The organism is Neisseria flava (assembly GCF_982712965.1).
In genome coordinates, this window is sequence record NZ_CEXQBZ010000112.1 from 49,929 (window position 1) to 75,650 (window position 25,722).

General features: G+C 51.7%; 27 protein-coding genes and 1 tRNA gene. 17 read left to right on the forward strand and 11 right to left on the reverse strand.

Translation table 11 applies throughout. From position 1 onward, the window contains the following. Nucleotides 1–21 precede the first annotated feature (21 nt). The 4 genes from AC5M9B_RS06340 to AC5M9B_RS06355 all read left to right on the forward strand — a co-directional run bounded on the left by AC5M9B_RS06340 (nt 22) and on the right by AC5M9B_RS06355 (nt 4,235). Nucleotides 22–1,137, forward strand: a complete 1,116-nt coding sequence (locus AC5M9B_RS06340; protein ID WP_487648398.1) for an ABC transporter substrate-binding protein — start codon at nt 22–24, stop codon at nt 1,135–1,137. A 455-nt stretch (nt 1,138–1,592) separates the two neighbouring features. After that, nucleotides 1,593–2,639, forward strand: coding sequence for a FecCD family ABC transporter permease (locus AC5M9B_RS06345; RefSeq protein ID WP_070655428.1), 1,047 nt, complete (start codon nt 1,593–1,595; stop codon nt 2,637–2,639). A gap of 10 nt (nt 2,640–2,649) precedes the next feature. Continuing rightward, nucleotides 2,650–3,417 (forward strand): ABC transporter ATP-binding protein, encoded by a 768-nt coding sequence (locus AC5M9B_RS06350; protein ID WP_070655426.1) that lies wholly within the window; start codon nt 2,650–2,652, stop codon nt 3,415–3,417. A 386-nt stretch (nt 3,418–3,803) separates the two neighbouring features. Continuing rightward, nucleotides 3,804–4,235: a plastocyanin/azurin family copper-binding protein gene (locus AC5M9B_RS06355; RefSeq protein ID WP_003743313.1), complete on the forward strand. Its 432-nt coding sequence runs from the start codon at nt 3,804–3,806 to the stop codon at nt 4,233–4,235. 79 nt (nt 4,236–4,314) lie between these two features. Here the strand turns inward: AC5M9B_RS06355 and AC5M9B_RS06360 are convergent, their stop codons facing one another. Then, nucleotides 4,315–5,211, reverse strand: coding sequence for a LysR family transcriptional regulator (locus AC5M9B_RS06360; protein WP_070655425.1), 897 nt, complete (start codon nt 5,209–5,211; stop codon nt 4,315–4,317). A 122-nt stretch (nt 5,212–5,333) separates the two neighbouring features. Here AC5M9B_RS06360 and AC5M9B_RS06365 point away from each other — a divergent pair, with 122 nt between their 5' ends. Then, entirely contained in the window at nt 5,334–5,735 is a 402-nt protein-coding gene (locus tag AC5M9B_RS06365) for a DoxX family protein (protein ID WP_070655423.1), read from the forward strand. An 83-nt stretch (nt 5,736–5,818) separates the two neighbouring features. Continuing rightward, nucleotides 5,819–6,424, forward strand: coding sequence for a nitroreductase family protein (locus AC5M9B_RS06370; RefSeq protein WP_455007404.1), 606 nt, complete (start codon nt 5,819–5,821; stop codon nt 6,422–6,424). A 79-nt stretch (nt 6,425–6,503) separates the two neighbouring features. On the opposite strand, the gene AC5M9B_RS06375 is transcribed toward AC5M9B_RS06370, so the two are convergent. Further along, nucleotides 6,504–6,776: an oxidative damage protection protein gene (locus AC5M9B_RS06375; RefSeq protein ID WP_029609564.1), complete on the reverse strand. Its 273-nt coding sequence runs from the start codon at nt 6,774–6,776 to the stop codon at nt 6,504–6,506. A gap of 219 nt (nt 6,777–6,995) precedes the next feature. On the opposite strand from AC5M9B_RS06375, the gene AC5M9B_RS06380 reads away from it, so the two are divergent. The 3 genes from AC5M9B_RS06380 to AC5M9B_RS06390 all read left to right on the forward strand — a co-directional run bounded on the left by AC5M9B_RS06380 (nt 6,996) and on the right by AC5M9B_RS06390 (nt 9,802). Further along, nucleotides 6,996–7,071 (forward strand) — tRNA-Phe (locus AC5M9B_RS06380). Nucleotides 7,072–7,500: 429 nt separating this feature from the next. Continuing rightward, the gene (locus tag AC5M9B_RS06385; RefSeq protein WP_146736175.1) at nt 7,501–8,241 is read left to right on the forward strand and encodes a Slam-dependent surface lipoprotein; all 741 of its coding nucleotides are present in this window, start codon (nt 7,501–7,503) and stop codon (nt 8,239–8,241) included. Between the two features lie 109 nt (nt 8,242–8,350). Beyond that, nucleotides 8,351–9,802, forward strand: a complete 1,452-nt coding sequence (locus tag AC5M9B_RS06390) for a surface lipoprotein assembly modifier (RefSeq protein ID WP_487648399.1) — start codon at nt 8,351–8,353, stop codon at nt 9,800–9,802. 90 nt (nt 9,803–9,892) lie between these two features. On the opposite strand, the gene AC5M9B_RS06395 is transcribed toward AC5M9B_RS06390, so the two are convergent. The 3 genes from AC5M9B_RS06395 to argG all read right to left on the reverse strand — a co-directional run bounded on the left by AC5M9B_RS06395 (nt 9,893) and on the right by argG (nt 11,734). Then, nucleotides 9,893–10,108 carry a hypothetical protein gene (locus tag AC5M9B_RS06395; protein WP_146736173.1) on the reverse strand — a complete coding sequence of 72 codons (216 nt, stop codon included), beginning with the start codon at nt 10,106–10,108 and terminating at the stop codon, nt 9,893–9,895. After that, nucleotides 10,101–10,316 (reverse strand): DUF4177 domain-containing protein, encoded by a 216-nt coding sequence (locus AC5M9B_RS06400; protein ID WP_016687229.1) that lies wholly within the window; start codon nt 10,314–10,316, stop codon nt 10,101–10,103. The genes AC5M9B_RS06395 and AC5M9B_RS06400 overlap by 8 nt, the downstream gene beginning before the upstream one ends. A gap of 74 nt (nt 10,317–10,390) precedes the next feature. Then, complete coding sequence (gene argG / locus AC5M9B_RS06405; protein WP_455007405.1) at nt 10,391–11,734, reverse strand: argininosuccinate synthase; 1,344 nt, start codon at nt 11,732–11,734, stop codon at nt 10,391–10,393. A 313-nt stretch (nt 11,735–12,047) separates the two neighbouring features. On the opposite strand from argG, the gene AC5M9B_RS06410 reads away from it, so the two are divergent. After that, nucleotides 12,048–12,848 (forward strand): competence/damage-inducible protein A, encoded by an 801-nt coding sequence (locus AC5M9B_RS06410; protein ID WP_146736171.1) that lies wholly within the window; start codon nt 12,048–12,050, stop codon nt 12,846–12,848. Between the two features lie 68 nt (nt 12,849–12,916). On the opposite strand, the gene AC5M9B_RS06415 is transcribed toward AC5M9B_RS06410, so the two are convergent. Beyond that, nucleotides 12,917–13,891, reverse strand: coding sequence for a glycosyltransferase (locus AC5M9B_RS06415; RefSeq protein ID WP_487648400.1), 975 nt, complete (start codon nt 13,889–13,891; stop codon nt 12,917–12,919). Nucleotides 13,892–14,077: 186 nt separating this feature from the next. Beyond that, entirely contained in the window at nt 14,078–15,619 is a 1,542-nt protein-coding gene (murJ, locus tag AC5M9B_RS06420; RefSeq protein WP_487648401.1) for a murein biosynthesis integral membrane protein MurJ, read from the reverse strand. Between the two features lie 210 nt (nt 15,620–15,829). Between murJ and AC5M9B_RS06425 the strand changes: the two genes are divergently transcribed. The 5 genes from AC5M9B_RS06425 to cysS all read left to right on the forward strand — a co-directional run bounded on the left by AC5M9B_RS06425 (nt 15,830) and on the right by cysS (nt 20,952). Beyond that, complete coding sequence (locus tag AC5M9B_RS06425; protein ID WP_070655407.1) at nt 15,830–16,528, forward strand: thiol:disulfide interchange protein DsbA/DsbL; 699 nt, start codon at nt 15,830–15,832, stop codon at nt 16,526–16,528. A gap of 195 nt (nt 16,529–16,723) precedes the next feature. Further along, complete coding sequence (gene obgE, locus AC5M9B_RS06430; RefSeq protein WP_019269891.1) at nt 16,724–17,878, forward strand: GTPase ObgE; 1,155 nt, start codon at nt 16,724–16,726, stop codon at nt 17,876–17,878. A gap of 83 nt (nt 17,879–17,961) precedes the next feature. Continuing rightward, complete coding sequence (locus AC5M9B_RS06435) at nt 17,962–19,008, forward strand: AAA family ATPase (RefSeq protein ID WP_019269890.1); 1,047 nt, start codon at nt 17,962–17,964, stop codon at nt 19,006–19,008. Between the two features lie 10 nt (nt 19,009–19,018). After that, nucleotides 19,019–19,534, forward strand: a complete 516-nt coding sequence (locus AC5M9B_RS06440) for a hypothetical protein (RefSeq protein WP_019269889.1) — start codon at nt 19,019–19,021, stop codon at nt 19,532–19,534. After that, the gene (gene cysS / locus AC5M9B_RS06445; protein ID WP_070655403.1) at nt 19,531–20,952 is read left to right on the forward strand and encodes a cysteine--tRNA ligase; all 1,422 of its coding nucleotides are present in this window, start codon (nt 19,531–19,533) and stop codon (nt 20,950–20,952) included. The genes AC5M9B_RS06440 and cysS overlap by 4 nt, the downstream gene beginning before the upstream one ends. Before the next feature lie 85 nt (nt 20,953–21,037). On the opposite strand, the gene AC5M9B_RS06450 is transcribed toward cysS, so the two are convergent. Further along, a complete protein-coding gene (locus AC5M9B_RS06450; protein WP_070655401.1) occupies nt 21,038–21,553 on the reverse strand; it encodes an acyltransferase in 516 nt (171 codons plus the stop codon). A gap of 282 nt (nt 21,554–21,835) precedes the next feature. On the opposite strand from AC5M9B_RS06450, the gene rpmE reads away from it, so the two are divergent. Next, nucleotides 21,836–22,051, forward strand: coding sequence for a 50S ribosomal protein L31 (rpmE, locus tag AC5M9B_RS06455; RefSeq protein WP_003741450.1), 216 nt, complete (start codon nt 21,836–21,838; stop codon nt 22,049–22,051). Between the two features lie 169 nt (nt 22,052–22,220). Beyond that, nucleotides 22,221–23,873 (forward strand): ArnT family glycosyltransferase, encoded by a 1,653-nt coding sequence (locus AC5M9B_RS06460; protein ID WP_070655399.1) that lies wholly within the window; start codon nt 22,221–22,223, stop codon nt 23,871–23,873. 424 nt (nt 23,874–24,297) lie between these two features. On the opposite strand, the gene AC5M9B_RS06465 is transcribed toward AC5M9B_RS06460, so the two are convergent. The 3 genes from AC5M9B_RS06465 to AC5M9B_RS06475 are packed head-to-tail and all read right to left on the reverse strand — an operon-like array spanning nt 24,298 to nt 25,531. Then, complete coding sequence (locus AC5M9B_RS06465) at nt 24,298–24,786, reverse strand: TlpA family protein disulfide reductase (RefSeq protein WP_070655397.1); 489 nt, start codon at nt 24,784–24,786, stop codon at nt 24,298–24,300. Further along, the gene (locus AC5M9B_RS06470; protein WP_016686441.1) at nt 24,783–25,169 is read right to left on the reverse strand and encodes an acyl-CoA thioesterase; all 387 of its coding nucleotides are present in this window, start codon (nt 25,167–25,169) and stop codon (nt 24,783–24,785) included. The genes AC5M9B_RS06465 and AC5M9B_RS06470 overlap by 4 nt, the downstream gene beginning before the upstream one ends. Continuing rightward, nucleotides 25,169–25,531 carry a hypothetical protein gene (locus AC5M9B_RS06475; protein ID WP_016686442.1) on the reverse strand — a complete coding sequence of 121 codons (363 nt, stop codon included), beginning with the start codon at nt 25,529–25,531 and terminating at the stop codon, nt 25,169–25,171. Before AC5M9B_RS06475 ends, AC5M9B_RS06470 begins: the two co-directional genes overlap by 1 nt. Nucleotides 25,532–25,722 lie beyond the last annotated feature (191 nt).

Sequence of the window (25,722 nt, forward strand, 5' to 3'; positions counted from 1 at the left end):
TATTAAAAGGATTTTACTCTAATGAAACTTTCGCGCTTCTCCTCCCTTGCCCTCGCCGCCACATTGGCATTCGGCACTGCCGCCGCCCATACCAAACCGGTTCAAATTACCGATGTCAACGGCCGCAAAGTAACCGTCGACCTGCCCGCCAAACGCGTGGTTTTGGGCTTTTATTATCAAGACTATATGGCCATCGGCGGCAAGGACGCGCTGAATAATGTGGTCGGCTTCTCCAAAGCGGTTTGGGCCGACTGGGCGCCGCCGAGCTGGGCGGCATTCAGCAAAGCCGTGCCCAAGTTGAACCAGCTTGCCGACGTGGGCGAAGTGGAAGTCGGCACGTTCTCCGTTGAAAAAGTATTGGCATTGAAACCCGATTTGCTGATTCTGGCAGACTGGCAGTACAAGGCTTTGGGTTCAGACCTCGCCCGCATCAACAAAGCGGGCATTCCGATTGTGGTGTTGGACTACAACGCGCAAACGGTCGCCAAACACATTCAATCAACCAAACTCATCGGCACGCTGACCGGCCAGCAGCAAAAAGCGGACAAGCTGGCGGCAGACTACAAACGCATCGCCGACACCATCCAGGCGCGCGTGAAAAAAGCCAACCTGCCCAAGCCCAAAGTGTATATCGAGTTCGGCAACAAAGGCCCTGCGGAACACAGCGTAACCTTCGGTAAGAGCATGTGGGGTTCGATGGCGACACTGGTCGGCGGCAACAATATCGCCGCTTCTTCGGTCGAGTTCTACGGTCCGATCAATCCTGAAAAAGTCCTCGCCGCCAAACCCGACGTCATCGTGATTACCGGCCGCGAAACCGAATTGAAGAAAAGCCCGACCGCCATGGTGATGGGCTGGGGCATTCCGAAAGCCGAAGCGGAAAAACGCTTGGCCGGTTTTGCCAAACGCGCCGGCTGGGCGAACCTGCCTGCGATTAAAAACAACCGCCTCTACGCCGCCTACCACGCCAATTCGCGCACACTCTCCGACGGCGCATCGATTCAATTTATGGCCAAAGCGATTTATCCGCAGTTGTTCAAAGACTTCAATCCTGAAAAGACTTATATCGACTTCTACCGCCAAAACCTGCCGGTTGTACCGAACGGTACGTTCTACCTGTATCCGAAAGGGCAATAAGGCGGGCTTCTGGGTTTCAGACGACCTTTTTATGCGGAAGGTCGTCTGAAAGCAGCATGGGTTTTGTATAGAACCGTAGCGTGGGCTTTGCCCGCGGGTAATGTTTTCAGAAATGATGGCGAATGGTATGGGGTTTCCCTGTTTTCGTGGGCGAAGCCCACGCTACGAATTCCTGTCGTGCCGAACAGAGAGCTTCAGGTGGGTTTGACTGTTTTACCCTCTCCCTAACCCTCTCCCACGGGGAGAGGGAATCGGATAACTGAAATTCAACTATTGTTGCGATTCCCTGCAATTTGTTCCCTCTCCCCGTGGGAGAGGGCTAGGGAGAGGGCAAAGCCGTTTTGGAAAGCCGTTATTCCGATTTTCAAAAAACCACCCTTCAAAACGGATACAGACAAAAGAGATGGTCGGGCATGGATGTCCGATCTTGTTCCTTAATTTCAAAGGTTTGAAAAATGAATGATTCGGTTGTTGCCGAGATTGTGAGGAACCAGCGCAGGCTAGAAGGCAAGCGTTGGTTGATTGTTTTGATGTTTTTAATCATCGCGGCGGTCAGCTTCTTATTCGACATCGCCACCGGCCCGGCGATGACGGACACGCTGCCTGTCGGCGAAGTGGTCAATGTTTTGCTGGGCAAACCCGAAGTCGATGAAATGAACCGCCTGATTGTGATGGATTTGCGCCTGCCGATTGCGGTGATGGCGCTGGTGGTAGGCGCGGCTTTGGGTGTCGGCGGAGCGGAGATTCAGACGTTGTTGAACAACCCGATGGCCAGCCCTTATACGCTGGGCTTGGCGGCGGCGGCGGGTTTGGGCGCGTCGGCGGTGATTGCGTTCGGCGGTTTCGGGCTGCCTGAAACGGTCGCCGTCCCCATCGGTGCGTTTGTGATGACCATGCTGGCTTCGGGCATCTTGTTTCTGTTTGCCTCGGCGCGCCGCTTTAATTCGGCGATGCTAGTGTTGGTGGGGATTGCGCTTTTGTTCCTATTTCAGTCGATTTTGTCGCTGATTCAGTTTATCGCCGCGCCTGAGATTTCGCAGCAGATTCTGTTTTGGCTGTTCGGCAGCCTGACCAAGGCGACTTGGGAAACGGTCATCGTTACGGCGGCGGTTACGGCGGTATGCGTGTTTCTGCTTTCGCGCGACGTGTGGAAGCTGACTGCGCTGCGCCTGGGCGAAGAACGCGCCGTCGGGCTGGGCATCAATCTGCAACTTTTGCGCCTGAAAACGCTGGTATTGGTGGCGGTGATGACGGCAACGGCAATCAGTTTCGTCGGCGTCATCGGCTTTATCGGACTGGTCGCGCCTCATGTGGCGCGGATTCTTTTGGGCGAAGACCAACGCTTTTTCCTGCCCGGCGCGATGCTGGCGGGAGCGGCGTTTTTATCTGTGGCGAGCGTGTTGTCCAAGGTGATTATCCCCGGCGCGCTGTTTCCGGTGGGGATTGTTACGTCGTTTGTCGGCGTGCCGTTCTTCTTCTGGATTGTGTTAACGAAACGGTAGGTCGTCTGAAATGTTGAAACTTGAAAACGTCCATATCCGGCGCGGCGATTATGTGGTCGCCGACAGTATCGATTTGACGCTGGAACAAGGCAAAGTCTATTCCGTGCTCGGCCCGAACGGCACGGGCAAATCCTCGCTGATGAAAACGATTTTCGGCGAAGTGGCGCACAAAGGCACCATCCGCTACGGCGACGAAGTGTTGAGCAAAATCCACCTGCAAAGCTGGCGCAAACGCATAGGCTATATGCCGCAGGATACCGCCGCCGAAGCCTCGCTGACCGCGCTGGAAGTCGTGTTGCTCGGCCGCATGGACGCGCTGCACATGCACGTCGGCGACGAACTGCTGCACGAAGCCGCAAGTATCATGGCGGAGCTGGGCATCGGCCATCTGGCGCACCGCGACGTCATGCGGCTTTCCGGCGGACAGCGGCAGCTCGTCATGTTTGCCCAAGTCATGCTGCGCCGTCCCGAAATCCTGATGCTGGACGAACCGGTCAGCGCGCTGGATATGCACCACCAATTGAACCTCTTGGAGCGCGTGGTGCAATACACGCACGAACACAATCTGGTTACGCTGATGGTGTTGCACGATTTGAGCCTCGCCGCGCAGTTTTCAGACGGCGTGATTCTGCTCGGCGAAGGCAAAGTACAGGCGCAGGGCGCGCCGCAGGACGTGTTGCAGGCAGACATGATAGGCAGGCTGTACAAAGTGGACATCGAACTCTTATACGACAGCAAAGGCCTGCCCGTTATCCGCCCGATGCGGCAGAGTGCGTAACTTAACCGCCGCCGTCATTCCAATGGATTCCCCGCCCGCGCGAGGATGACGACGGTTGACAATCAACAATCCGCTCCTGAAATGTCGGAATTGAGCATCCGGCCTGCGTTCTCCCTGCAACTTATCCCCTCGCCCGCGGGAGAGGGTTAGGGAGAGGGCAGTAAGCCCAAGGCTTACTTCTTAGACTTATCAGCCCGTCCCATATTTTTTATAGTGGATTAACTTTAAACCAGTACGGCGTTGCCTCGCCTTAGCTCAAAGAGAACGATTCTCTAAGGTGCTGAAGCACCAAGTGAATCGGTTCCGTACTATTTGTACTGTCTGCGGCTTCGTCGCCTTGTCCTGATTTAAATTTAATCCACTATATCCTTAGAAAGGACTCCCCCATGAAAAAATCCCTCTTCCTCCTCATGCTGACCGCTTCCCTCGGCGCATACGCCGCCAACCACGAAGTCAAAATGCTCGACAACGGCAAAGACGGTAGCATGGTGTTCGAACCCGGCTACGTCAACGCCAAAGTCGGCGACACCGTAACCTTCAAAGCCGCCAACAAAGGCCACTGGGTGCAAAGCAAGGCCCTGCCCGACGGCGTTGCCGACTTCCTCTCCGAAGACGGCAAAGACTTCACCCTCAAACTCGACAAAGAAGGCGTATACGTCTATACCTGCCCGCCGCACCGCATGATGAACATGAGCGGCGTGATTCAGGTCGGCAAACCGGTGAACAAAGCCAAAGCGCAAGCCGTTGTGGACGAACTGGAAAACCGCGCCATGCAGAGCAAAGGTCGTCTGAAAAAATACATGCAGCAGGTCAAATAAACCGCCGCACAAACAAAAGGTCGTCTGAAACCGCTTTCCCGTTTTCAGACGACCTTTTGCTAATCTTCATCCCCAATCCTCATTCCCCTTCCGCCGAAATCTTCTCGTTCAGGAAATCGATAAAACTGCGCACCTTCGCGCTCAAAAACGCCCTGTCCACATAAACCGCGTTTAATTGCTCGGTCCGCACCCGATATTCCGGCAGCAGGCTGACCAACCTGCCTTCCTTCAAATCCTGTCTGGCAGACCACAGCGGCTGATAGGCGATGCCCGCGCCCGCCCTGACCAATTCGCGGATCATCAGCGTATTGTCGCTTAGAATCACCGGATTAAGCGTCAGAATGCTTTTTTCGCCCGTTTTCTGATGCGTGATTTCCAAATTGCGCTGGTCGGTATAGGACGGCAGGATGGCGGGATGGCGCATGGCTTCTTCGGGCGTTTGCGGCGTGCCGTGTTTCGCCAGATAGTCAGGCGAGGCGAGCAGGACGAACTGGATTTGCGCAAGCGGTTTGACGATAAGCGACGGAGACAGGGTTTTTGAGACGCGCAAGGCGAGGTCGAAGCCTTCGGCAATCAAATCGACGTGGCGGTTGTCGAGTACTAAATCGAGCATGACTTCGGGATAGCGTTCGCGGTATTCCGCCAGCCAGTTGCTGATTAAATTGCCCGCAAACCAAAGCGGCATGGTCACGCGCAACATACCCTGCGGCGTGTCCGCCCCGCCTGCCGCCTTTTGCGCGGCGGTGTCGAGCGTATCGAGCGCGTAGCTGCATTGGCGGTAGTATTCTTCGCCCGCTTCGGTCAGGTGGAGGTTGCGGCTGTTGCGGTGCAGCAGTTTGGCTTTAATCGAATTTTCCAAATGGCTGACGTGTTTGCTCGCCATTGCGGTGGAAATATCAAGCTGCTCGGCGGCGCGGGTGAAGCTGCCGCTTTGGACGACTTGGCGGAAAACTTTGAGGCTGAACAGGGTATCCATGTTTTCTTTTGGGGAAACGTTGTATCAATAAAAGCAGTATATATCTACTGGCAGTAATTATCTATACTGCCCAGATAAGATTAGTTTTCATTCCGTTCTTACATTTTGATTAGGAGTATCCCATGTCTGCAACCTGTGCCCGTATCCAACCTATTTTATTGTCCGTATTGCGTATCGTAACCGCCTACCTCTTCCTCTTACACGGTACGGCGAAATTCTTCGGCTTCCCGACCGCCATGGGTAGCGGCTCGCCCGAAGGCTTGATGCTGGTGGCGGGTATTTTGGAAATCGTCGGCGGCATCATGCTGATTCTCGGAATGTTTACCCGTCCTACCGCCTTCGTCCTGTCCGGTCAGATGGCGGCTGCCTACTTTATGGCACACGCTGCCAAAGGTTCGGTGCTGTTCCCGCTTGCTAACGGCGGCGAATCGGCAGTCTTGTTCTGCTTCGTGTTCCTCTATCTCGCAGCAGCCGGCGGCGGCTCATTGGCATTGGACAACCTGTTCGGCAAAAACAAATCCTGATAGACCCAAAGGTCGTCTGAAAACAAGCAAAATAGATTTCCAAACCCGCCAACCGATTAAACATCAATCAAAGGAAAAACAAAATGACTTATCAAACCTTGCAACAAGCGGCAGAAACCCGCCGTTCCATTTACGCACTGAATAAAAACCTGACCATTAGCAACGAAGAAATCAGCGAAATCGTCAAACACGCCGTTTTACACACGCCGTCTTCCTTCAACTCGCAATCCACCCGCGTCGTCGTCCTCTTCGGCGAAGAACACGGCAAAGTGTGGCAATTCGTTGAAGACGCTTTGCGCGCCATCGTGCCTGCCGAACAATTCGAGCCGACAGCGCAAAAATTAAACCTGTTCAAAGCAGGCGCGGCGACCATTTTGTTCTTTGAAGACCAAAACGTCGTCAAAGGTCTGCAAGAGCAGTTCCCTTCTTATGCCGCCAACTTCCCCGTCTGGGCGGACCATGCGAACGCGATGACGCAATACGCCGTCTGGACAACGCTTGCCGCCGCCGGCGTGGGCGCGAACCTGCAACACTACAACCCGCTGCCCGACGCCGCCATCGCCAAAGAATGGAATCTGCCCGAAAGCTGGCTTCTGCGCGCGCAAATGGTCATCGGTGGCATCGAAGCGCCTGCCGGTGAAAAAACCTTCGAACCGGTGGAAAACCGTTTGAAAGTGTTCGGCGCATAATTGCCCGTCAAACAGAAAAAGGTCGTCTGAAAACCAATTTCGGTTTCAGACGACCTTTGCCATTCAAAACAGCTTGCGCTTATTCTTGCGGAGGGACATAGCCCTGAACAGCATCCGCCCCGTCTCCGAAGAAATACTGCTCCATCTGCTGCGCCAAATATTCGCGCGCGCGCGGGTCGGCAAGGCTCAGGCGGTTTTCGTTAATCAGCATGGTTTGATGACGCGTCCACGCATTCCAAGCCTCTTGGGACACATTTTCAAAAATACGCTTGCCCAGCTCGTTGGGCAGCGGCGGGAATTTCATACCTTCGGCCTCTTTGCCGAGTTTGACGCAGTGAACCATACGGGTCATGGCGGCTTCCTTCATGATGGTGTTTCAGACAGCGCGTATTTTATCGTATTGCCTATTTATAGGAAAGGCTGCGAAAAACGGGCAAAACCCGCCAAATACGCTGCTTTTTAATCCAATATAAAACATATGTTTATAAAAATAATATACGGCGCATCGAAATAAACCTTGCGTTAAAACGCCGTTTTTGGTTTAATGCACATCTCGCAACGAAACAGCGAAGGCCAGATAGCTCAGTTGGTAGAGCAACGGATTGAAAATCCGTGTGTCGGCGGTTCGATTCCGCCTCTGGCCACCAAAACAAACCGCCTTTGGCGGTTATTTTTTTGCCTATTTCCTAAATATTATTTCTCAATTTCAAAAGTCGTCTGAAACAAGCTCTGCAGGTTCCGCCGAAAGAAATGTTCAGACGACCTTTTCTCTTCTTTATAAATCATTTCAATTAATCCATCACCGAAACATTTCAATATCAGGACAGATTAAATTGCGGCGTGCGCCAACGCCAACCGTGTTTACTATACTTCTTAACTAAAAACAAACATTCTTATCCTATTCCTATCTCATTCCAACGTTCTCCAAAACATCCGCTAATTCTCCTCTAACACTCCCAGCCTAGAATGAGATTCAGATAAAAGAAAAACAAGTCTCCTCACATAACGAACGATAATCTGCTCACACTGACAGAACATTATTTTTCCCACCATCGTTTTCCTTTAAGGAGCGTATCATGAAACTGAATCTGCAAAAAACCACCGCTGCTGTTTTGGCTGTTTTGTTCAGCACAGGCGTATTTGCCGCCAACAATGCCTACAATCCATTTGATTACGGTTACCAAAACCACAAATACGGCAAAAAATGGGGCAAACCCGCCTCTGAAGCCGAAGGCGAAAAAGTGATGAAACACGCTGCCTACCGTTCGGGCGTGCACTACACCAACGTCAACCGCATGTCCGGCAATGTAGACCGCAACGGCGTGAAAACCGTACAGGTCAACGACGCATACACCCGTCAAAACCTCGGCCGCTATGCGTTCAACACCATCAAGAGCGGCGGCTCTGAAGTGTACTACGGCGAGTGGGTCGGCAAAGAATACGCCAAAGGCACCAACCGCGGCGTTTTCTACTCAGGCGACAAACGCGCTACCTCTATGCCGGTATCAGGCGTAGCCAACTACGCAGTTAAAGGTATCAACAACTACACCGGCAACAACCCGATGGCGGGTACTTTACGCGCAGACTTCGGTCAACGCGTCTTGGCCGGTTCTATGAGAAACAACGCGGTAAACATGGATGTCCATGCCCGCATCAAACCATCTAGCGCATCGTTTGAAGGTTATGCCCGCGCCAACGGCCACTTCGGTAAAACCGAAGGCCACTTCTTCGGTCACAACGCAAGCGCGCTGGCCGGTGTTGCCAAATTTAAAACCGACCGCAACTTGGATACGGCATACGGCGGTGTAAAACGCTAAAATCCGTAGTTAAGTAAAATAAAGCCTGCTTTCATGCAGGCTTTTTTAAACACCAGCCCACCAACCTTCTCAAGGTCGTCTGAAAACCGCCGACCGGAAAGCCGACACCATGTACAAACCGTCTGCCTGCCTTCTCCTGTTTCTCGCCGCCCCCGTCCTTGCCGCGCCCCGTTCTGACTTTTCAGACGACCGTACCGCGCAACGCCTGTGGCAGGACACCCGCCAAACCATGCAGGAACAGGAACAAAAAGTGCGCGAATACCGCCTCGACATTCCCTCCGAAAACATCGGGCAGACAGCCGAAACCGACCCCGAAACCGACCCCGAAGCCGACCAAGGCGAAGCCCTGTTTAACGCCGTCAACCACAGCGACTGGCAAACCGTACGCCCGCTGCTCGAGCGTTATACACAGCAAACCGAATACGACCCTGACATCGCCCTCTTTGCCCGCGCCTCGCTCGCCCGCGGCGAAGGCAGATGGAAAGCCGCCAAACAAGACTACGAAACCCTGCTGCAACGCCACCCCGACTTCACGCGCGGACGCCTCGATTACGCCCGCCTGCTCTTTGAAGGTCGTCTGAATCGCGAAGCCACTTCCGAATTTATGCGCCTTCAAAACGAAGATCTGCCCGAAGCCGTCAAAGAAAACATCGGACATTTCCGCGACTCCTTAAACCAACGCCAAAGCTGGCAGGGCAGCCTTTCCGTCGGCGCCGTCCACAACAGCAACATCAACGAAGCCAGCGGCAAAGTGTGGTGTAAAACCGAAATCGACGGCGAATGCTGGGAAGAATTTTCTGGCGACAAGCCCATTTCCGCCAACGGCATCAAATACGAAGCCGCCGCCGTCCGCCGCTGGCAGATTAAAGGGCATCACGGCATCGCCGCCCGCGCGCTCGGCTACGGCCGCTTCTACCGCGACCATAAAGACTTCAACGAACACACGCTCAACCTCAGCGCAGGCTACCAGTTTGAAAACCACCGCCACACCTTCGCCCTCGCCCCGCTTGTCGAATGGAACGGCAGCGGCGGCAAAACCCTCAACCGCGCCTACGGCGTACGCAGCGAGTGGAACCTCGACAAAGGCAGCTGGACATGGAACACCGAAGCCGAGTGGAAACACCTCTCCTATTCCGACAAAACCCGCCTGCTCGACGGCAGCCTCTTCTCCGTTTACAACACCCTATCCTACTTCCCGCGCAACGACCTCATGCTCTACGGCGGCATAGACTGGCAGCAGCGCAAAGCCAAAGAACCGGTGGACAGCTACCGCCTCATCTCCGCACGGCTGGGCGCGGCAAAAATGTTTGAAGCCGGCTTCGACGCCTCCGCCTCCGCCGCCTTCGGCATCCGCAGCCACCGCGAAGAAAACGCCGTACTCGAACAACGCCGCCGCGACAAAGAGCAAACCTACCGCCTCAGCATAGGCGCGGACCGCTGGAAATTCGGCGGACTCAAGCCCGTCCTCAGCTACAAACACCGCCGCGTCCACGGCAACACCGACTGGCTGTACAGCTACAAACAAAACGAAGTCGGTCTGTCGCTGGTCAAATCGTTCTAACGCAGGACGCAGAAACACAAAGGTCGTCTGAAATTCAGTTTTCAGACGACCTTTTTTATGATTTGGAAGCAGGTTTTGTCCGGAGACGCATCAGTTGATAAACCCGTCGTCTTTCATTTTCTTTTCGGAAAAATACTGACCAAACACCAGCAAGGCGGTGAGAATGATGACAAACAGCCCCGCCATGGTCAGGGTGATTTTGATGAACAATTCTGCTTCGATAAAAGAAAACCAAAGTTGCAAAATCAGCAGCAACACCCAGCCGACGAACAGCCCGAGACAGGCATAAACGCCGAGCTTAAACACGTTCCCGCTCCAAGATGACGAGATAGGCTTCACGCACAAAAAACAGCAGCATACGGCGTTGGTCTTTTTCCATAGTAACGACACGCCAGCCTTCAGAGGTTTGGCTGTTGAGAAACGCGCTGAATTTGACGGGATTGACTTTGGCTGCGCCGAAAACCAGGCTGGACAACTGGTTTTCCTGATAAATGACGACTTTGTATTCTTTCATAGGATTCCTTTTAACATAAGGGATCATCTTTTCAGACGACCCCTTAAGTTGCTAATAATGCAAAACAGCAAACCTTATTTCTTATTACCCAACTGCGGCAATACCGAACCTTCGCCCAGCGACAGCAAACCGCTTTGCGAGTAGATACCCAATTTGGCGCGGGTGTCGGTGATGTCGAGGTTGCGCATGGTGAGCTGGCCGATGCGGTCGAGCGGGGTGAACGCGGCGTCTTCGACTTTTTCCATGCTCAGGCGTTCGGGTTGGTAGGTCAGGTTGGGCGATTCGGTGTTCAGAATCGAGTAGTCGTTGCCGCGGCGCAATTCAAGGGTTACTTCGCCGGTAATGGCTTTGGCAACCCAGCGTTGGGCGGTTTCGCGCAACATGAGGGCTTGGCTGTCAAACCAGCGGCCTTGGTAGAGCAGTCGGCCGAGACGCAGGCCGTTGATGCGGTATTGTTCGATGGTGTCTTCGTTGTGGATGCCGGTAACCAAGCGTTCGTAGGCGATGTGGAACAATGCCATGCCCGGGGCTTCATAGATGCCGCGCGATTTGGCTTCGATGATGCGGTTTTCGATTTGGTCGCTCATGCCCAAGCCGTGGCGTCCGCCGATGCGGTTGGCTTCGAGGAAGAGTTCGACGGGGTCGGTGTATTCTTTGCCGTTCAATGCAACCGGCACGCCTTCTTCAAAGCGCACGCTGACTTCTTCGGGTTTGACTTCGACGTTTTCGTCCCAGAAGACAACGCCCATGATGGGCTTGACGATTTTGATGCCGCTATTGAGAAATTCCAAGTCTTTGGCTTCATGCGTTGCGCCGAGCATATTGGAATCGGTGGAATAGGCTTTCTCCACCGACATTTTGTAGTTGAAACCGTTGGCAATCAGAAATTCGCTCATTTCGTGACGGCCGCCGAGTTCGTCGATAAATTGTTGGTCGAGCCAAGGTTTGTAGATTTTCAGCGCGGGATTGGTCAAGAGGCCGTAACGGTAGAAACGCTCGATGTCGTTGCCTTTGTAGGTGCTGCCATCGCCCCAAATGTTGACGTCGTCTTCCTTCATGGCGGAAACGAGCATGGTGCCGGTAACGGCGCGGCCTAAAGGCGTGGTGTTGAAATAGGCTATGCCGCCGGTGGAAACGTGGAACGCGCCGCATTGGATGGCGGCGATGCCTTCATGTGCCAACTGCGCGCGGCAATCAATCAGGCGAGCGTTTTCCGCACCGTATTCCATCGCTTTTTTGGGAATGGCGTTGTAGTCGTCTTCATCGGGCTGACCGAGGTTGGCAGTGTAGGCATAAGGCAGCGCGCCTTTGAGTTTCATCCACAACAGCGCGGCAGAGGTATCAAGACCGCCGGAGAAGGCGATGCCGACTTTTTGACCGATGGGGAGGTGTTGCAGGATAGTATTGTTTTGGCTCATGAGGGAATCCTTTGGACTTGAAAAATGGAGTTCATTATCTTATAAATAGAACACATTGTCAGCCGTCAAGGTCGTCTGAAAATGAGCCTTGCCCGTTTCGCTGAAAATCTTTTCAGACAACCTTTACGCCATCCGCAACCCGACTCCCTCCCCTGTGGGGGAGGGTTGGGGAGAGGGTGCAGACAGCAGCCCTTAAGCAAACGCTGCTTGAAAAACGCAAGCTCAGCCCTCTCCCTAACCCTCTCCCACGGGAGAGGGAATAAATTAAAGTACCATCAACATTTTCAGACGGCATCGGTAAAGAATCCTATCCATGAACGCTTTCAACCTCATCATCATCGGCGATGAAATTCTGCACGGCAGCCGCCAAGACAAGCATTTCGCCTTTTTCAAATCCCTGCTGGAATCGCGCGGGCTGAAGCTCAATCAGGTGCAATACCTGCCCGACGAACCTGATTTGCTGGTCAAACAACTGCGCCGCAGCTTTTCAGACGGCCTGCCGACTTTCGTTACCGGCGGCATCGGTTCCACGCCCGACGACCACACCCGCCAAGCTGCCGCCGCCGCTTTGGATTTGCCCGTCGCCCGCCATCCCGAAGCCGCCAAGTTCATCGAAGCCGTTACCCTTAAACGCGGCGAACCGCTTGACGCCCCCGAACACGCCCAGCGCCTGAAAATGGCGGATTTTCCCGTAGGTGCAGAGCTTGTGCCCAACCCGTTCAACAACATCGCCGGATTTTCCATCCGCGAACATTATTTCTTCCCCGGCTTCCCCGTGATGGCGCACCCGATGGCGGAATGGGTTTTGGATACTTATTACGCCGACCGCTTCAACCAAACCGAACGCGGCAGCCGCAGCGTGTATGTATTCGGTCAGCCCGAATCGCGTGTCGCGCCGATTATGGAATACGTCGAACACACCTACCCGGGCGTGCTCTCTTACAGCCTGCCCAGCGTCGGCTGGCAGAATGCGGACGGAACGGCGGTCAAACCGCATATCGAATTCGGCATCAAGGCGGAAGGCGAAGCGTGCCGCGATTTGGATAAAGCATGGGACGAAGTATTGCAGCGTTTGAAGGATTTGGGCGCAGAGTTGAAAGATACGCCTGATTGAAGCGCAGGATGAAATAAAAAGGTCGTCTGAAAACCTGTATTGGTTTTCAGACGACCTTTTTGAGTCTGTCAATCTTTCGCCATGATCTTGGAAGCCGCCAGAAGCTTTAACAACAAACGGCTGCGGAATACGTGGCACAAAAGGCGTACGTCGCGGCGGCGGTTGAATTTGCTGGGATAGCCCGCCATTCGGAAATCGTAGCCGTTTTCTTCCAGCCTGCGGAACAGTTCGTCCGTAGAAACACCGCTTTTAAGCATCGAAACCAAATGGATGAATTGGAAGGAATCCCGTATTTCCAATAACCTGCGGGCAACTTTAGGCGGCTGCCCAGGCGTAGCGAGCAGGCGCGTATATTCCCTTACTGCCAAACCGATGTCGTCGAGGTATTTCTTCGTCTGCTCGGGCGTACGCTTGCTGCGCATAGCGGATTCGGGGTTGTCGACATAATCATAAACAACGGTATTGCTGGCAATGACGGTTTTGCATTGCAAAAAATACTCGGTCAAAAATACGCCGTCTTCCAAATATTTCATGCCTTCGATAAATTTCAGACCTGCTTTTTCCAACAGGTTGCGTTTGTAGATATACGCCCAAACGCACGACCAAAACGGATAGCGGTCCATATAATCCGCTAAACCGATAACCTCATCCTCATTGGTAGGATAGCGTGCATCAACATTGAATTGGAGTATATCCGCATCGGAACGTTTCATTTTTTCAACCAAATCTGTCATAAGCGGCGGATCAACATTGTCGTCGTGATCCATAAACATCACATATTCCCCGCGCACTTTGGACAAACCGATATTGCGCGCCCTGCTGACTCCGCCGTTGGGCGTATCAATCAACTGCGCCTGCAATTCGGGATGTTCATTGAAAAACTGCCTGAACTGAGCCGATGTATCATCGGTAGAACCGTCGTTTACAACAATAAATTCTATCCCTTCGACAGCCTTATGCAAACCTGCAAAATGACGGCACAAACCTGCCGCGAACTTTCCACCATTATAGACGGGGACAATTAATGAAACAGTTATCGACATAAATCTGCATCCTGCTGAGTAGGTAAACGACTAAAAATAGACATTTACGGCGTCTTTAAGTTTCAAGTTTAATATTAAAGACACTAATAATTTTTATAACATACCATCTAGGAAATAAGGGACAAGCTTTCCAACCTATGCATCCGGTTTTCAGACGAGCTTTCCATAATAATTGATAATTGCGATTCAGTGCGTTTCCACCCGTTTGAAATCTCTCGGTCTAAAACCCATCGCAGCCAGCGAAACGAAATACAAACCGCCGCCTATCGCAATCAAGATGCACAACTGACCGGCTTTACGCAAACCGCCGACATGCACCCACTCAAAAGGCAGATAAGCCTGCGCCGCCCACAATCCGCCACCCATCACGACAAGCGACAGCAGCATTTTACCCAGAAAACTCCCCCACCCTTTACCGGGTTGGTAAATACCATGTTTGCGCAACAGGTAAAACAACAATCCCGCATTGATACATGCGCCCAGACCGATGGCAAGCGAAAGCCCGACGTGTTTCAGAGGACCGATAAAGGCAAGGTTCATCAACTGCGTGCAGATGAGCGTGAAGATAGCGATTTTGACGGGCGTTTTGATGTTTTGCCGCGCATAAAAACCGGGTGCCAACACTTTAATCATGATTAAGCCGATTAAACCGAAAGAATAGGCAATCAGCGCATGTTGCGTCATCTGCGCGTCAAACAGCGTGAATTCTCGGTACATAAACAGCGTCGCCACCAGCGGGAACGACAACACCGCCAGACCGACCGCCGCCGGCAGGGTCAGCAGCATACACAGGCGCAAACCCCAGTCGAGCAGTCCGGAAAACTGCTCCCTATTCTGATTGGCGGCATGTTTGGACAAAGTTGGCAGCAAAATCGTACCGAGCGCTGCCCCCAAAACGCCGCTGGGCAGCTCCATCAGGCGGTCGGCGTAATACATCCACGAAACGCTGCCCGATTGCAGATAAGAAGCAAAAATCGTGTTGATAACCAAAGAAATCTGCGCCACGCTCACGCCCAAAATCGCAGGCGCCATCTGTTTCATCACGCGGTTGACCGCCGCATCTTTGAAATTAAGCTTAGGCAACTTCAAAAAACCTAATTTTGCCAACCAAGGAAGTTGGAAGCCAAGCTGCAAAATCCCGCCGACAAAGACTGCCCAAGCCAGCGCGGTAACGGGAGGATCAAAATACGGCACGAAAAACAGTGCGAATACAATAAAAGAAATATTCAAAAACGTCGGCGTAAACGCAGGAATGCTGAACTTATGATAAGAATTCAGTATCGAGCCGACAAAGGAAGACAACGAAATCAATAAGATATAAGGAAACGTAATCCGCAGCAAATCGATGGAAAGCTGGAATTTGTCCGCCTCCTTGGCAAAACCGGGCGCGGAAATCCAAATTACCCAAGGCGCGGCAAGAATACCCAGCGCGGTAACAATCACCAGGACAAACGACAGCATCCCCGCCACATGGCGAATAAACGCCTCCGTCGCCTCTTTCGAACGCGTTTCCTTATATTCCGCTAAAATCGGCACGAAAGCCTGTGCAAACGCCCCTTCCGCAAATACGCGGCGCAGCAGGTTCGGCAGTTTAAAAGCCACAAAAAATGCGTCGGTCGCCATACCTGCACCAAACGCTCGGGCAATTACCGTATCGCGCACAAATCCAAGTATGCGCGACACCATCGTCAAGCTACCGACCTTGGCCAAAGCCCCTAACAAATTCATCCGTTTTATTCCTTCAAAAGTCCAGACGTCGTCTGAAAGCGCGTATTGTACGACAGAATTGAACAGAACACTTTTTTCAGACGACCTCTTTCAACATCGCCTGAAACCATCATTTCCCTACATGAAACCGTCTTTTTCACATCAAACCATATATCAAACCGCCAAAATGCAATAAAATCTCCCATTTAACCAAACTATCACGGAATAAACATGAAACTGAAAGCCTTGGCGCTTACCGCCGCCCTGCTTGCCCTGACCGCCTGCGACAACAAAGCCCAAACCAGCGTCCCTGCCGACAGCGCGCCCGCAGCCTCAGCAGCTTCCGCTGCACCTGTCGCTTTAGTTGAGGGGCTTAACTACACCACACTCAGCACACCTATTCCCCAACAGCAGGCAGGTAAAGTCGAAGTCCTCGAATTTTTCGGCTACTTCTGTCCACACTGCGCCCACCTCGAGCCCGTTTTAAGCAAACACGCCAAAACCTTCAAAGACGACACCTACCTTCGTACTGAACACGTTGTTTGGGGCGATGAGATGAAACCGTTGGCGCGCCTTGCTGCCGCCGTCGATATGGCGGTCGCAGACACCAAAGACATTGCAAACAGCCATATCTTTGATGCTATGGTTAATCAGAAAGTCAAACTGCAAGACCCTGAAACCCTCAAAAAATGGTTGGCCGAGCAAACCGCTTTTGACGGCAAAAAAGTCCTCGCCGCCTACGAATCCCCCGAAAGCCAAACCCGCGCAGACAAAATGGCAGAGCTGACCAACACCTACAAAATTGACGGCACGCCTACCGTCATTGTCGGCGGCAAATACAAAGTCGAATTTGCCGACTGGGAATCAGGTATGAAAACCATAGACCTGCTTGCAGACAAAGTACGCGAAGAACAAAAAACTGCCAAATAATCCCAAAAAAGCAAACAGCCGTCCGAAACCGCGATTTCAGGACGGCTGTTTTCACAAAACATCAGGCAAAAAACCAAGCAGGACAGAGAAACGGGCGCACATCCCCCATATCCCTTATAATATCCCCCATTCCCATTTTTTCAGACGACCTCCGACACAAAAGGTCGTCTGAAACCCAAAATACAAGAGAACACCATGAAATTCATCGACGAAGCAAAAATCGAAGTCGCCGCAGGCAAAGGCGGTAATGGCGCAACCAGTTTCCGCCGCGAAAAATTCGTACCGCGCGGCGGTCCTGACGGCGGCGACGGTGGCAAAGGCGGCAGCGTCTGGGCAGAAGCCGACGAAAACACCAACACCCTCGTCGAATACCGCTTCGTCAAACGCTACCAAGCCAAAAACGGCGAAAAAGGCCACGGCTCCGACCGCTACGGCGCAGGTGCGGACGACATCGTCCTCAAAATGCCCGTCGGCACCCTTATCCGCGACCTCGACACCGACGAAATCGTCGCCGACCTCACCCACCACGGCCAGCGCGTCTGCCTCGCCAAGGGCGGCAAAGGCGGCTTGGGCAATATCCACTTCAAATCCTCCGTCAACCGCGCCCCGAAACAATCCACGCCCGGCGAAGAAGGCGAAACCCGTTCCCTGCAACTCGAACTCAAAGTCCTCGCCGATGTCGGCTTATTAGGCATGCCCAACGCCGGTAAATCCACCCTGATTACCGCCGTATCCGCCGCACGTCCCAAAATCGCCAACTACCCCTTCACCACCCTGCACCCGAACTTAGGCGTCGTGCGTATCGACGAAAATCACAGCTTCGTCATGGCAGACATCCCCGGTCTGATTGAAGGCGCGGCAGAAGGCGCAGGTCTCGGCCACCGCTTCCTCAAACACTTATCGCGCACCGGCCTGCTGCTGCACGTCGTCGATTTGGCACCCTTCGACGAAACCGTCAACCCCGCCGAAGAAGCACTCGCCATCATCAACGAATTGCGCAAATACGACGAAGAACTTTACGGCAAACCGCGCTGGCTGGTGCTGAACAAACTTGATATGCTCGACGAAGAAGAAGCCCAAGCGCGCACCGCCGCCTTCCTCGAAGCCATCGGCTGGCACTACCTGAAACCAGACGACCGCTTCCAATTCGACATGGAAACCCCGCGCCTCTTCCAAATCAGCGCGCTGACCCACCAAGGCACGCAGGAGTTGGTACACCAAATCAACCAATACCTGGCCGAGAAAAAACGTATCGAAGCTGAAAAAGCGGAGGCGGAGCAGGCAGCGGTAAATACCGAGATTGCCGAGCAGCAGCCTAAAACGGATACAGGTGTGTTTAAACCGGAGTGAAAAAAGAAAAGGTTTCAGACGATATTTGTTCTACAAAAAGGTTGTCTGAAACAATCTTAAAGCAAGATTGAAATGGATTAAAAATGTCATCTAACCAATATATCCAGTCGCTTGAGTTGACGAACTTTACCGTTCTTCCAAACGATACTTTTGAATTTTCTGAAAATCTCAATGTTATTGTTGCCGAAAACGGTTGTGGCAAAACACATTTGTTAAAAATTTTATACAGCCTGCTAGAAGTAACATCTAACACCAAAAACAGATTACTGAAAACAGAATTGCAAAAAAGTTTTGCCGATAAATTACTGAATGTTTTCCGTCCCGATTCCTTGGGCAGGTTGAGCAAACGTTTGCAGGGGCGTGGACGTACGGAAATTGTTTTAAAACTGCAAAACGGTACTACGCATAGTAGGCTGAATTTTTCCAGCAATTCATCATCGCAAGTCAATATCGAAAGTATCGGGCTGAAAGAAAGTGAACATACTCCGACGCCTATCTTTTTACCCAGCCGTGAATTAATTACACTTTGCCCTTGGTTCACTTCTTTGTATCAAAACCAAAGCATCCCTTTCGAAGAAACTTGGTTTGATACCTGTATGCAATTAAATCACCCGCTTGCCAAAGGTCCCAGAGAAACCAAAATTCGAGAATTACTTGAACCTCTTGAGAACGCAATGGGAGGAAAAGTATCTGAAGAACAAGGAAGGTTTTATCTATCGCTGACAAATACGGGCGGTAAGATTGAAGCACCTTTGGTAGCAGAGGGTTTGCGGAAATTTGTCATGATTGCCCGGTTAATCGCAACAGGGGCATTGCTAGATAAAGGCTATCTATTTTGGGATGAACCGGAAGCTAATCTGAATCCTAAATTGATCAAAGTGGCTGCCCGTATTATTTGGTCTTTATCTCAACAAGGCATTCAAGTCTTCATTGCGACACACTCTTTATTTTTATTGAGAGAGCTTGAGATCCTCAAAGTAAAGGAGAAAAACATATCAAGCCGTTATTTTTCATTGATTGCAAGTGAAGGTGATGTAAAACTGGAACAAGCCGACGATACAACTGATTTATCAACCATTGTCGCTCTTAATGAAAATCTTGCACAATCAGAAAGATATCTAGATATTTAAGGGAAAACAAATGACAATTACCGAAGGTTCATTGAAATTTGAATTTCCTGAACATTGCATCACCTCAAAATACGATGAATGGTCACACTACCGTAAACAGTTTGAAAATAAATGTTCAACAGGCAATAAAGCCATAGACTTTATCGCAATCGAAGCAAATCAAACACTATGGCTTTGTGAAATTAAAGATTTTAGAATTGGGCAGCGTAATCCGGAAAAGCTGCCTTTAGAACAGGAAATTGCTTTAAAAGTAAAAGATACGCTTGCGGGCATTGTTTCAGCAAAATTTAAAGCAAATAATCCTATTGAAAAAAACTTTGCTGAAGAATCCCTAAAATGTAAAAACATCCGTATCGTTTTACACATAGAGCAGCCAGACGGAATACGTCAAATCTATAATTTGTCGGACTTAAAGGATAAATTAAAAAGGTTATTGAAAGCTATTGATCCTCATGTTGTTATCTCAACCTGCTTAAACCAAAAGTATGTTCCTTGGACGATTACAGAAAGTTCAAATACCCCATGACCACCATCTACAACACCCTGACCCGTCAAAAAGAACCTTTCATCCCCATCGACCCTAAAAACGTGCGCATGTACGTTTGCGGCATGACCGTTTACGACTATTGCCACTTAGGCCATGCCCGTGTGATGGTTGTGTTCGACATGATTGCCCGTTGGCTGCGCGAGTGCGGCTATCCGCTCACTTATGTGCGCAACATTACCGACATAGACGACAAAATCATCGCCCGTGCGGCTGAAAACGGCGAAACCATTGGTGAACTGACCGCGCGTTTCATTCAGGCTATGCATGAAGATGCCGATGCTTTGGGCGTGTTGCGTCCCGACATCGAGCCGAAGGCAACGGAAAATATCCCGCAAATGATTGCCATGATTGAAGCCCTGATTCAAAACGGTAAGGCATACCCTGCCGCAAACGGCGACGTTTACTACGCCGTGCGCGAGTTTGCCGCTTACGGACAATTGTCGGGCAAATCGTTGGACGACCTGCGCGCAGGCGAGCGTGTGGAAGTGGATGGTTTCAAACGCGATCCGCTTGATTTTGTATTGTGGAAAGCGGCCAAAGCAGGCGAACCGGCATGGGAAAGCCCTTGGGGCAACGGCCGTCCGGGTTGGCACATCGAATGCTCTGCCATGAGTGAAAACCTGTTCGGCGATACTTTCGACATCCATGGCGGCGGCGCGGACTTGCAGTTCCCGCACCATGAAAACGAAATCGCCCAAAGCGTCGGTGCCAGCGGTCATACCTGCGGCCACGACCACGCGCAAACTCACCACGGCCAAAGCATCGCCAGCCACGTTAAATACTGGCTGCACAACGGCTTCATCCGTGTGGACGGCGAAAAAATGTCCAAATCGTTGGGTAACTTCTTCACCATCCGCGAAGTATTGAAACAATACGACCCTGAAGTCGTGCGTTTCTTCATCCTGCGCGCCCACTACCGCAGCCCACTGAACTACTCGGATGCGCATTTGGACGATGCAAAAGGTGCGCTGACCCGTCTGTACACCACGTTGAAAAACACACCAGCGGCTGAGTTTGACTTATCTGAAAACGCCAACGACTACACCCGCCGTTTCTACGCTGCCATGAACGACGATTTCGGTACGGTCGAAGCGGTTGCCGTATTGTTTGAGCTGGCAGGCGAAGTGAATAAAACCAATGATGCGTACCTCGCCGGCTGCCTAAAAGCTTTGGGCGGCATCATCGGCCTGCTGCAACGCGATCCGACCGAGTTCCTGCAAGGCGGCGCGGTTTCAGACGGCCTCTCCAACGAAGAAATCGAAGATTTAATCGCCCAGCGCAAACAAGCGCGCGCGGATAAAAACTGGGCAGAGTCCGACCGCATCCGCGATCTTCTGAACGAACACAAAATCATTCTGGAAGACAACGCTGGCGGTACGACTTGGCGGCGCGGCTAATTTGCTTTGATACGAAAAAAGGTCGTCTGAAAATCATTTTTCAGACGACCTTTTGATATTTGATTGAAAGCAGTGATGTTTGTACTCAATCTTCCAATAGGTTCTTTTTAATGACCGCAGGATTCCCCGCAGCTACGCAATACGGTGGTACATCTTTGGTTACTACCGCCCCCGCGCCGATAACCGCTCCTTTGCCTATCCGGACACCACCCATAATAATCGCGCGCCGTCCGATCCACACATCATCTTCAATCACAATCGGATTGACTTCCGTATAGCCCTCATATTTCAAAGTCTCACGATTAAACTTGTGATTATTAGAATAAAACAAACATTCCGGCCCCATCATGACATCATTGCCTATTGTCAAACCATAGCATATTTCACAATTAACACCGATACCCGAGTTATCGCCGATCACCGTATCCGGCATGACATACGCACCTTTTTCGATATTGACGTTTTTGCCGATATGCGGCGACACTCTCTTTGCCAAAAAACCACGGACTTTTTTAGCAGGCGAACCCAAAACGCTGCAATAAGACGGCGGCAGTAAACCGCCGATTACTCGCAGAATCAAACCATTTACTCTTGCCTTCATCCCTATACGGTTCCTCATTTCAAATATATTGTCATCAGACCCCTATTTTGCACAAAGTTCAAGAATAAAGCAAAAATTCTCAAAAAATTACCAAAATAAACAATATGATAAATAATTCAGCATCTTATTATCCCAATCATCATTTCAAGAACACAAAAGCAACGCCGACCAACCTCTCTCGGGCAATATCCTCTTGACGGAACAGAAAAAAACAGCGAGAATCCGACTCTTGTCTGAAGCATAGGTACATCCCCTATGCCCGCTTAACCGAAAGGAAACAAAATGAAACAAGGTATCCACCCTAATTACCACGAAATCAACGTTACCTGCTCTTGCGGTAACAAATTCGTCACCAAATCCGCGCTGGAAAAAGACAACTTCAACATCGAGGTTTGCTCTTTGTGCCACCCGTTCTACACCGGCACTCAAAAAATCGTCGACACCACCGGTCGCGTGGACAAATTCAACAACAAATTCGGCAACCTGTTCAAACGCTAATCGCCGCTCTACTGAAATAAAAAGACTGCATTTTATGCAGTCTTTTTTGCTTTATACGTCGTCTGAAAATGCATTTTCGCCAGATTAAAAACCAAATCCCTCCTTTCAGACGACCTCCCGCCGAATCTTTGCTAAACTACACGAAAATACGTTCAACATCCTCAAAGCTATGCTCACTTACACCCCGCCCGATCCGCGACAACCTGCCAAAACCCATGAAAAACCCTGGCTCTTGCTGCTGATGGCATTTGCCTGGCTGTGGCCGGGCGTGTTTTCGCACGACTTGTGGAATCCCGCCGAACCCACCGTCTTTACCGCCGTCGAAGCCTTAGACGCAGGCGCGACGCCGTTGGTCGCCCATGTGTTGGGACAGCCGGATTTTCAGATTCCGCCCGTCTATTTGTGGGTGGCGGCGGCGTTCAAACACCTGTTGTCGCCTTGGGCGGCGGACGCTTATGATGCCGCGCGTTTTGCGGGCGTTTTCTTTACGATTATCGGGCTGACCGCCTGCGGTTTTGCCGGATTCAACTTTTTGGGCAGGCACCACGGGCGCAGCGTCGTCCTCATCCTGATCGGCAGCATCGGGCTGCTCTCGGTCGCGCACTTCCTCAACCCCGCTTCGGTCGCCTTTGCCGCATCGGGCATGATATTGTGCGGCTTTTCGTTGGCGCAACGCCGCGTCATTACCTCCTCCCTGTTGCTGGGCTTCGGCTGGGCGTTGCTGTCGCTTTCATCGGGCTATCTGATGACCGCCGCGCTGATGTTTTTAGCACCCGCCCTGCTGCTCGATGAGAAATGGCGCGTCAAACGCTATTACCTGACACTGGTCGGCGCGTTTGCCATCGGACTGCCGCTGTTGACGGTTTACCCGCTCATCTTCTCCAGAATACAGCCCGAACTCTTTTCCTTCTGGCTGCAACATCATTCGCTCGGCGCATTCGGCGGTTTGGGTGATTTTCAGACGACCTTCAGCCTGTTCTATTACCTGAAAAACCTGCTCTGGTTTACCCTGCCCGCGTGGCCGCTCGCCGCATGGACGTTAAGCCGTCCCCGCATCCGCGAAAAAAACTGGAGCGTATTGTGTATTTCATGGTTCCTCATCGTCCTCAGCATTCTCGCCGTCAGCCCGCAACGCCTACAAGACAACCTCGTTTGGCTGCTGCCCCCGCTCGCCCTGCTCGGCGCGGCTCAACTGGACGGACTGCGGCGCGGCGCGGCGGCGTTTATCAACTGGTTCGGCATCATGTCGTTCGGTCTTTTCGCCATCTTCCTGTGGACGGGCTTTTTCGCCATGAACTACGGCTGGCCTGCCAAACTCGCCGAACGTGCCGCCTATTTCAGCCCGTATTACACGCCTGACATCGACCCGATGCCGATGGCGGTCGCCCTGTTGTTCACCCCGTTGTGGCTGTGGGCAATTACCCGTAAAAACATCCGCGGCAGACAAGCCGTCACCAACTGGGCGGCAGGCGTTACGCTGGCGTGGGCATTGCTGATGACCCTGTTCCTACCGTGGCTTGATGCCGCCAAAAGTCATGCGCCCGTCGTCCTCCAAATGGAAGCCTCCCTCTCCCCCGAACTGAAACAACGGCTTTCAGACGACCTCGAATGTATCAGCATCGCCGCCGAAGACCGCCGCGCCCGTATCGCTTGGGCGCAATACAGCGAATTGAAACCCCATATCAACGACGCTGCCTGCCGCTACCGTCTGGTGCAGCAGCCTAAAAACACCGACGCGCCGCAAGGTTGGACGGAAATCTGGCAGGGCGCGAGACCGAGAAACAAAGTGGAAGGCTTCGCACTGCTGGAGAAAGCTGAATGAATCCGCTAGGGGTGTGAATGACAAACGTCGTCTGAAAATCCGTTTCAGACGACGTCTTTTCATGGGAATTTGAATATCGGAAACATCGTTTGCAAGAATGCGTCTGACAGGTATTTGATATAGTGGATTAACTTTAAATCAGGACAAGGCGACGAAGCCGAAGACAGTACAGATAGTACGGCAAGGCAAGGCAACGCCGTACTGGTTTAAAGTTAATCCATTATAAACACAAAGGTCGTCTGAAAACCGATATTTAGATTTTCAGACGACCTTTTAAATCATCTAAGGTTATGAAGAAAGGCACACAAAAACAATATTGCCGAAACTGCTGTCATTTCCGCATCAATCAGCATTTGCGAGAAAGGAATCAACACGTTATCCCAATAAATACATAAGGGCGCATCATTGCTCCCTTTTTTGATTACTATTTCGCCAATTCTTTGTCGATTTCCTGATAAAGCGCGGCGAAGTCCGGCTCGCCGACAAAGGTTTTCAGGATTTCGCCTTTTTTATTGATCAAGAAAGAAGTCGGGTAAACCTGCGTACCGAACGCTTGGGCGGCGGCTTTATCGGCATCAAACATGACGGTAAAAGGCAAGCCGTATTCTTTGACGTATTGGTTTACGCTTTCCAACGAGTCTATCGGCTGGGCAATGCCGAGGACTTGGAAGTCTTTACCTTGATAGTCTTTGGACATTTTGATGACTTTGGGCATTTCGCTGACACAGCCCGGGCAGGAGGGAAACCAGAAATTGATGAAGCTGACTTTGCCTTGCAAATTGGCGTTGGACACCGGTTTGCCTTGCAGGTCGGACAAAGAGAATGCGGGAGCAGGTTTGTTATCCGGAATGAGGACGATGGCGAGCAGCACGCCGATAATGGCGACTGCGGCAATGGTAATGAGTTTTTTCATGCTTCGGCGTATTGTTTTAAAAGGGTAAATAGAGGTTCGGGAATGCTGATGCTCCGCCCGCTTTCTGCGCTGACAACCATCAGCGTACTTTCGGCTTCGACGGCATTTTTGCCGCTGGGCAAAACGATGTTTTGGGTAAGGATAATATGACGCGAGGTCAGCTCTTTCAGACGACCTTCAAAGCGTAATATGTCGCCCTCGACGGCGGCGCGGCGATAACGGATGTCGGTGCGGACAACCACCAGCATCAAGCCGTCGATTTCGGACAAGAAACCGTGTTCCTCAAAAAATGTCCAGCGCGCTTCTTCGAGAAATTCGAGATAGCGCGCGTTGTTGACATGACCGTAGCCGTCAAGATGGTAATTGCGGACGCGGACGTTCATCAGTTCAGATTAAAGGGTTGAAAGGCTTCACGGGCGAGCGGTTCGTGTTCGAGGTCGGTAATGACGGTGGAGAGCTGTATGTCGAACCATTCGTTGAAAATATCGGCGTCCAAATCAGGCCACTCGCTCTCATCTTCGCACCAGTCGGCAAGTTCGGCAGCGAAAATGTCTTCAAACCGCGCTTCGATTTCGTCCCATACTTCGTCGGCGGTTTCACACGGACGGACGAGGTAAGAATTGGCATCGGCTTGAATGTCTTCAAGCGTCAAACCGTCAAGATGATTACCGGGCAGGGTTTGCAGCCAGTTCCAAAAAGGATCGAGCGGGATGAGCAGGAAGACGCTGCGGTTGACTTCGTACATGATGTTTTCCTTAGTTTCAGATAAGGGAATGATATAGCAAAGGCCGTGCAAACGCCATCTTTACGGACTGCCGCATTCTTTGCAGCCTTAAGCGTCCCGCCTTATTCATGAGCGTATATAGTGGATTAACTTTAAACCAGTACGGCGTTGCCTCGCCTTGCCGTACTATCTGTACTGTCTGCGGCTTCGTC

What these genes read in the sequence shown, in the direction of transcription:
- AC5M9B_RS06340 (WP_487648398.1), top strand. Translation starts at nt 22, where the DNA reads ATGAAACTTTCGCGCTTCTCCTCCCTTGCCCTCGCCGCCACATTGGCA.
- AC5M9B_RS06345 (WP_070655428.1), top strand. Translation starts at nt 1,593, where the DNA reads ATGAATGATTCGGTTGTTGCCGAGATTGTGAGGAACCAGCGCAGGCTA.
- AC5M9B_RS06350 (WP_070655426.1), top strand. Translation starts at nt 2,650, where the DNA reads ATGTTGAAACTTGAAAACGTCCATATCCGGCGCGGCGATTATGTGGTC.
- AC5M9B_RS06355 (WP_003743313.1), top strand. Translation starts at nt 3,804, where the DNA reads ATGAAAAAATCCCTCTTCCTCCTCATGCTGACCGCTTCCCTCGGCGCA.
- AC5M9B_RS06360 (WP_070655425.1), bottom strand. Translation starts at nt 5,211, where the DNA reads ATGGATACCCTGTTCAGCCTCAAAGTTTTCCGCCAAGTCGTCCAAAGC.
- AC5M9B_RS06365 (WP_070655423.1), top strand. Translation starts at nt 5,334, where the DNA reads ATGTCTGCAACCTGTGCCCGTATCCAACCTATTTTATTGTCCGTATTG.
- AC5M9B_RS06370 (WP_455007404.1), top strand. Translation starts at nt 5,819, where the DNA reads ATGACTTATCAAACCTTGCAACAAGCGGCAGAAACCCGCCGTTCCATT.
- AC5M9B_RS06375 (WP_029609564.1), bottom strand. Translation starts at nt 6,776, where the DNA reads ATGACCCGTATGGTTCACTGCGTCAAACTCGGCAAAGAGGCCGAAGGT.
- AC5M9B_RS06385 (WP_146736175.1), top strand. Translation starts at nt 7,501, where the DNA reads ATGAAACTGAATCTGCAAAAAACCACCGCTGCTGTTTTGGCTGTTTTG.
- AC5M9B_RS06390 (WP_487648399.1), top strand. Translation starts at nt 8,351, where the DNA reads ATGTACAAACCGTCTGCCTGCCTTCTCCTGTTTCTCGCCGCCCCCGTC.
- AC5M9B_RS06400 (WP_016687229.1), bottom strand. Translation starts at nt 10,316, where the DNA reads ATGAAAGAATACAAAGTCGTCATTTATCAGGAAAACCAGTTGTCCAGC.
- argG (WP_455007405.1), bottom strand. Translation starts at nt 11,734, where the DNA reads ATGAGCCAAAACAATACTATCCTGCAACACCTCCCCATCGGTCAAAAA.
- AC5M9B_RS06410 (WP_146736171.1), top strand. Translation starts at nt 12,048, where the DNA reads ATGAACGCTTTCAACCTCATCATCATCGGCGATGAAATTCTGCACGGC.
- AC5M9B_RS06415 (WP_487648400.1), bottom strand. Translation starts at nt 13,891, where the DNA reads ATGTCGATAACTGTTTCATTAATTGTCCCCGTCTATAATGGTGGAAAG.
- murJ (WP_487648401.1), bottom strand. Translation starts at nt 15,619, where the DNA reads ATGAATTTGTTAGGGGCTTTGGCCAAGGTCGGTAGCTTGACGATGGTG.
- AC5M9B_RS06425 (WP_070655407.1), top strand. Translation starts at nt 15,830, where the DNA reads ATGAAACTGAAAGCCTTGGCGCTTACCGCCGCCCTGCTTGCCCTGACC.
- obgE (WP_019269891.1), top strand. Translation starts at nt 16,724, where the DNA reads ATGAAATTCATCGACGAAGCAAAAATCGAAGTCGCCGCAGGCAAAGGC.
- AC5M9B_RS06435 (WP_019269890.1), top strand. Translation starts at nt 17,962, where the DNA reads ATGTCATCTAACCAATATATCCAGTCGCTTGAGTTGACGAACTTTACC.
- AC5M9B_RS06440 (WP_019269889.1), top strand. Translation starts at nt 19,019, where the DNA reads ATGACAATTACCGAAGGTTCATTGAAATTTGAATTTCCTGAACATTGC.
- cysS (WP_070655403.1), top strand. Translation starts at nt 19,531, where the DNA reads ATGACCACCATCTACAACACCCTGACCCGTCAAAAAGAACCTTTCATC.
- AC5M9B_RS06450 (WP_070655401.1), bottom strand. Translation starts at nt 21,553, where the DNA reads ATGAAGGCAAGAGTAAATGGTTTGATTCTGCGAGTAATCGGCGGTTTA.
- rpmE (WP_003741450.1), top strand. Translation starts at nt 21,836, where the DNA reads ATGAAACAAGGTATCCACCCTAATTACCACGAAATCAACGTTACCTGC.
- AC5M9B_RS06460 (WP_070655399.1), top strand. Translation starts at nt 22,221, where the DNA reads ATGCTCACTTACACCCCGCCCGATCCGCGACAACCTGCCAAAACCCAT.
- AC5M9B_RS06465 (WP_070655397.1), bottom strand. Translation starts at nt 24,786, where the DNA reads ATGAAAAAACTCATTACCATTGCCGCAGTCGCCATTATCGGCGTGCTG.
- AC5M9B_RS06470 (WP_016686441.1), bottom strand. Translation starts at nt 25,169, where the DNA reads ATGAACGTCCGCGTCCGCAATTACCATCTTGACGGCTACGGTCATGTC.
- AC5M9B_RS06475 (WP_016686442.1), bottom strand. Translation starts at nt 25,531, where the DNA reads ATGTACGAAGTCAACCGCAGCGTCTTCCTGCTCATCCCGCTCGATCCT.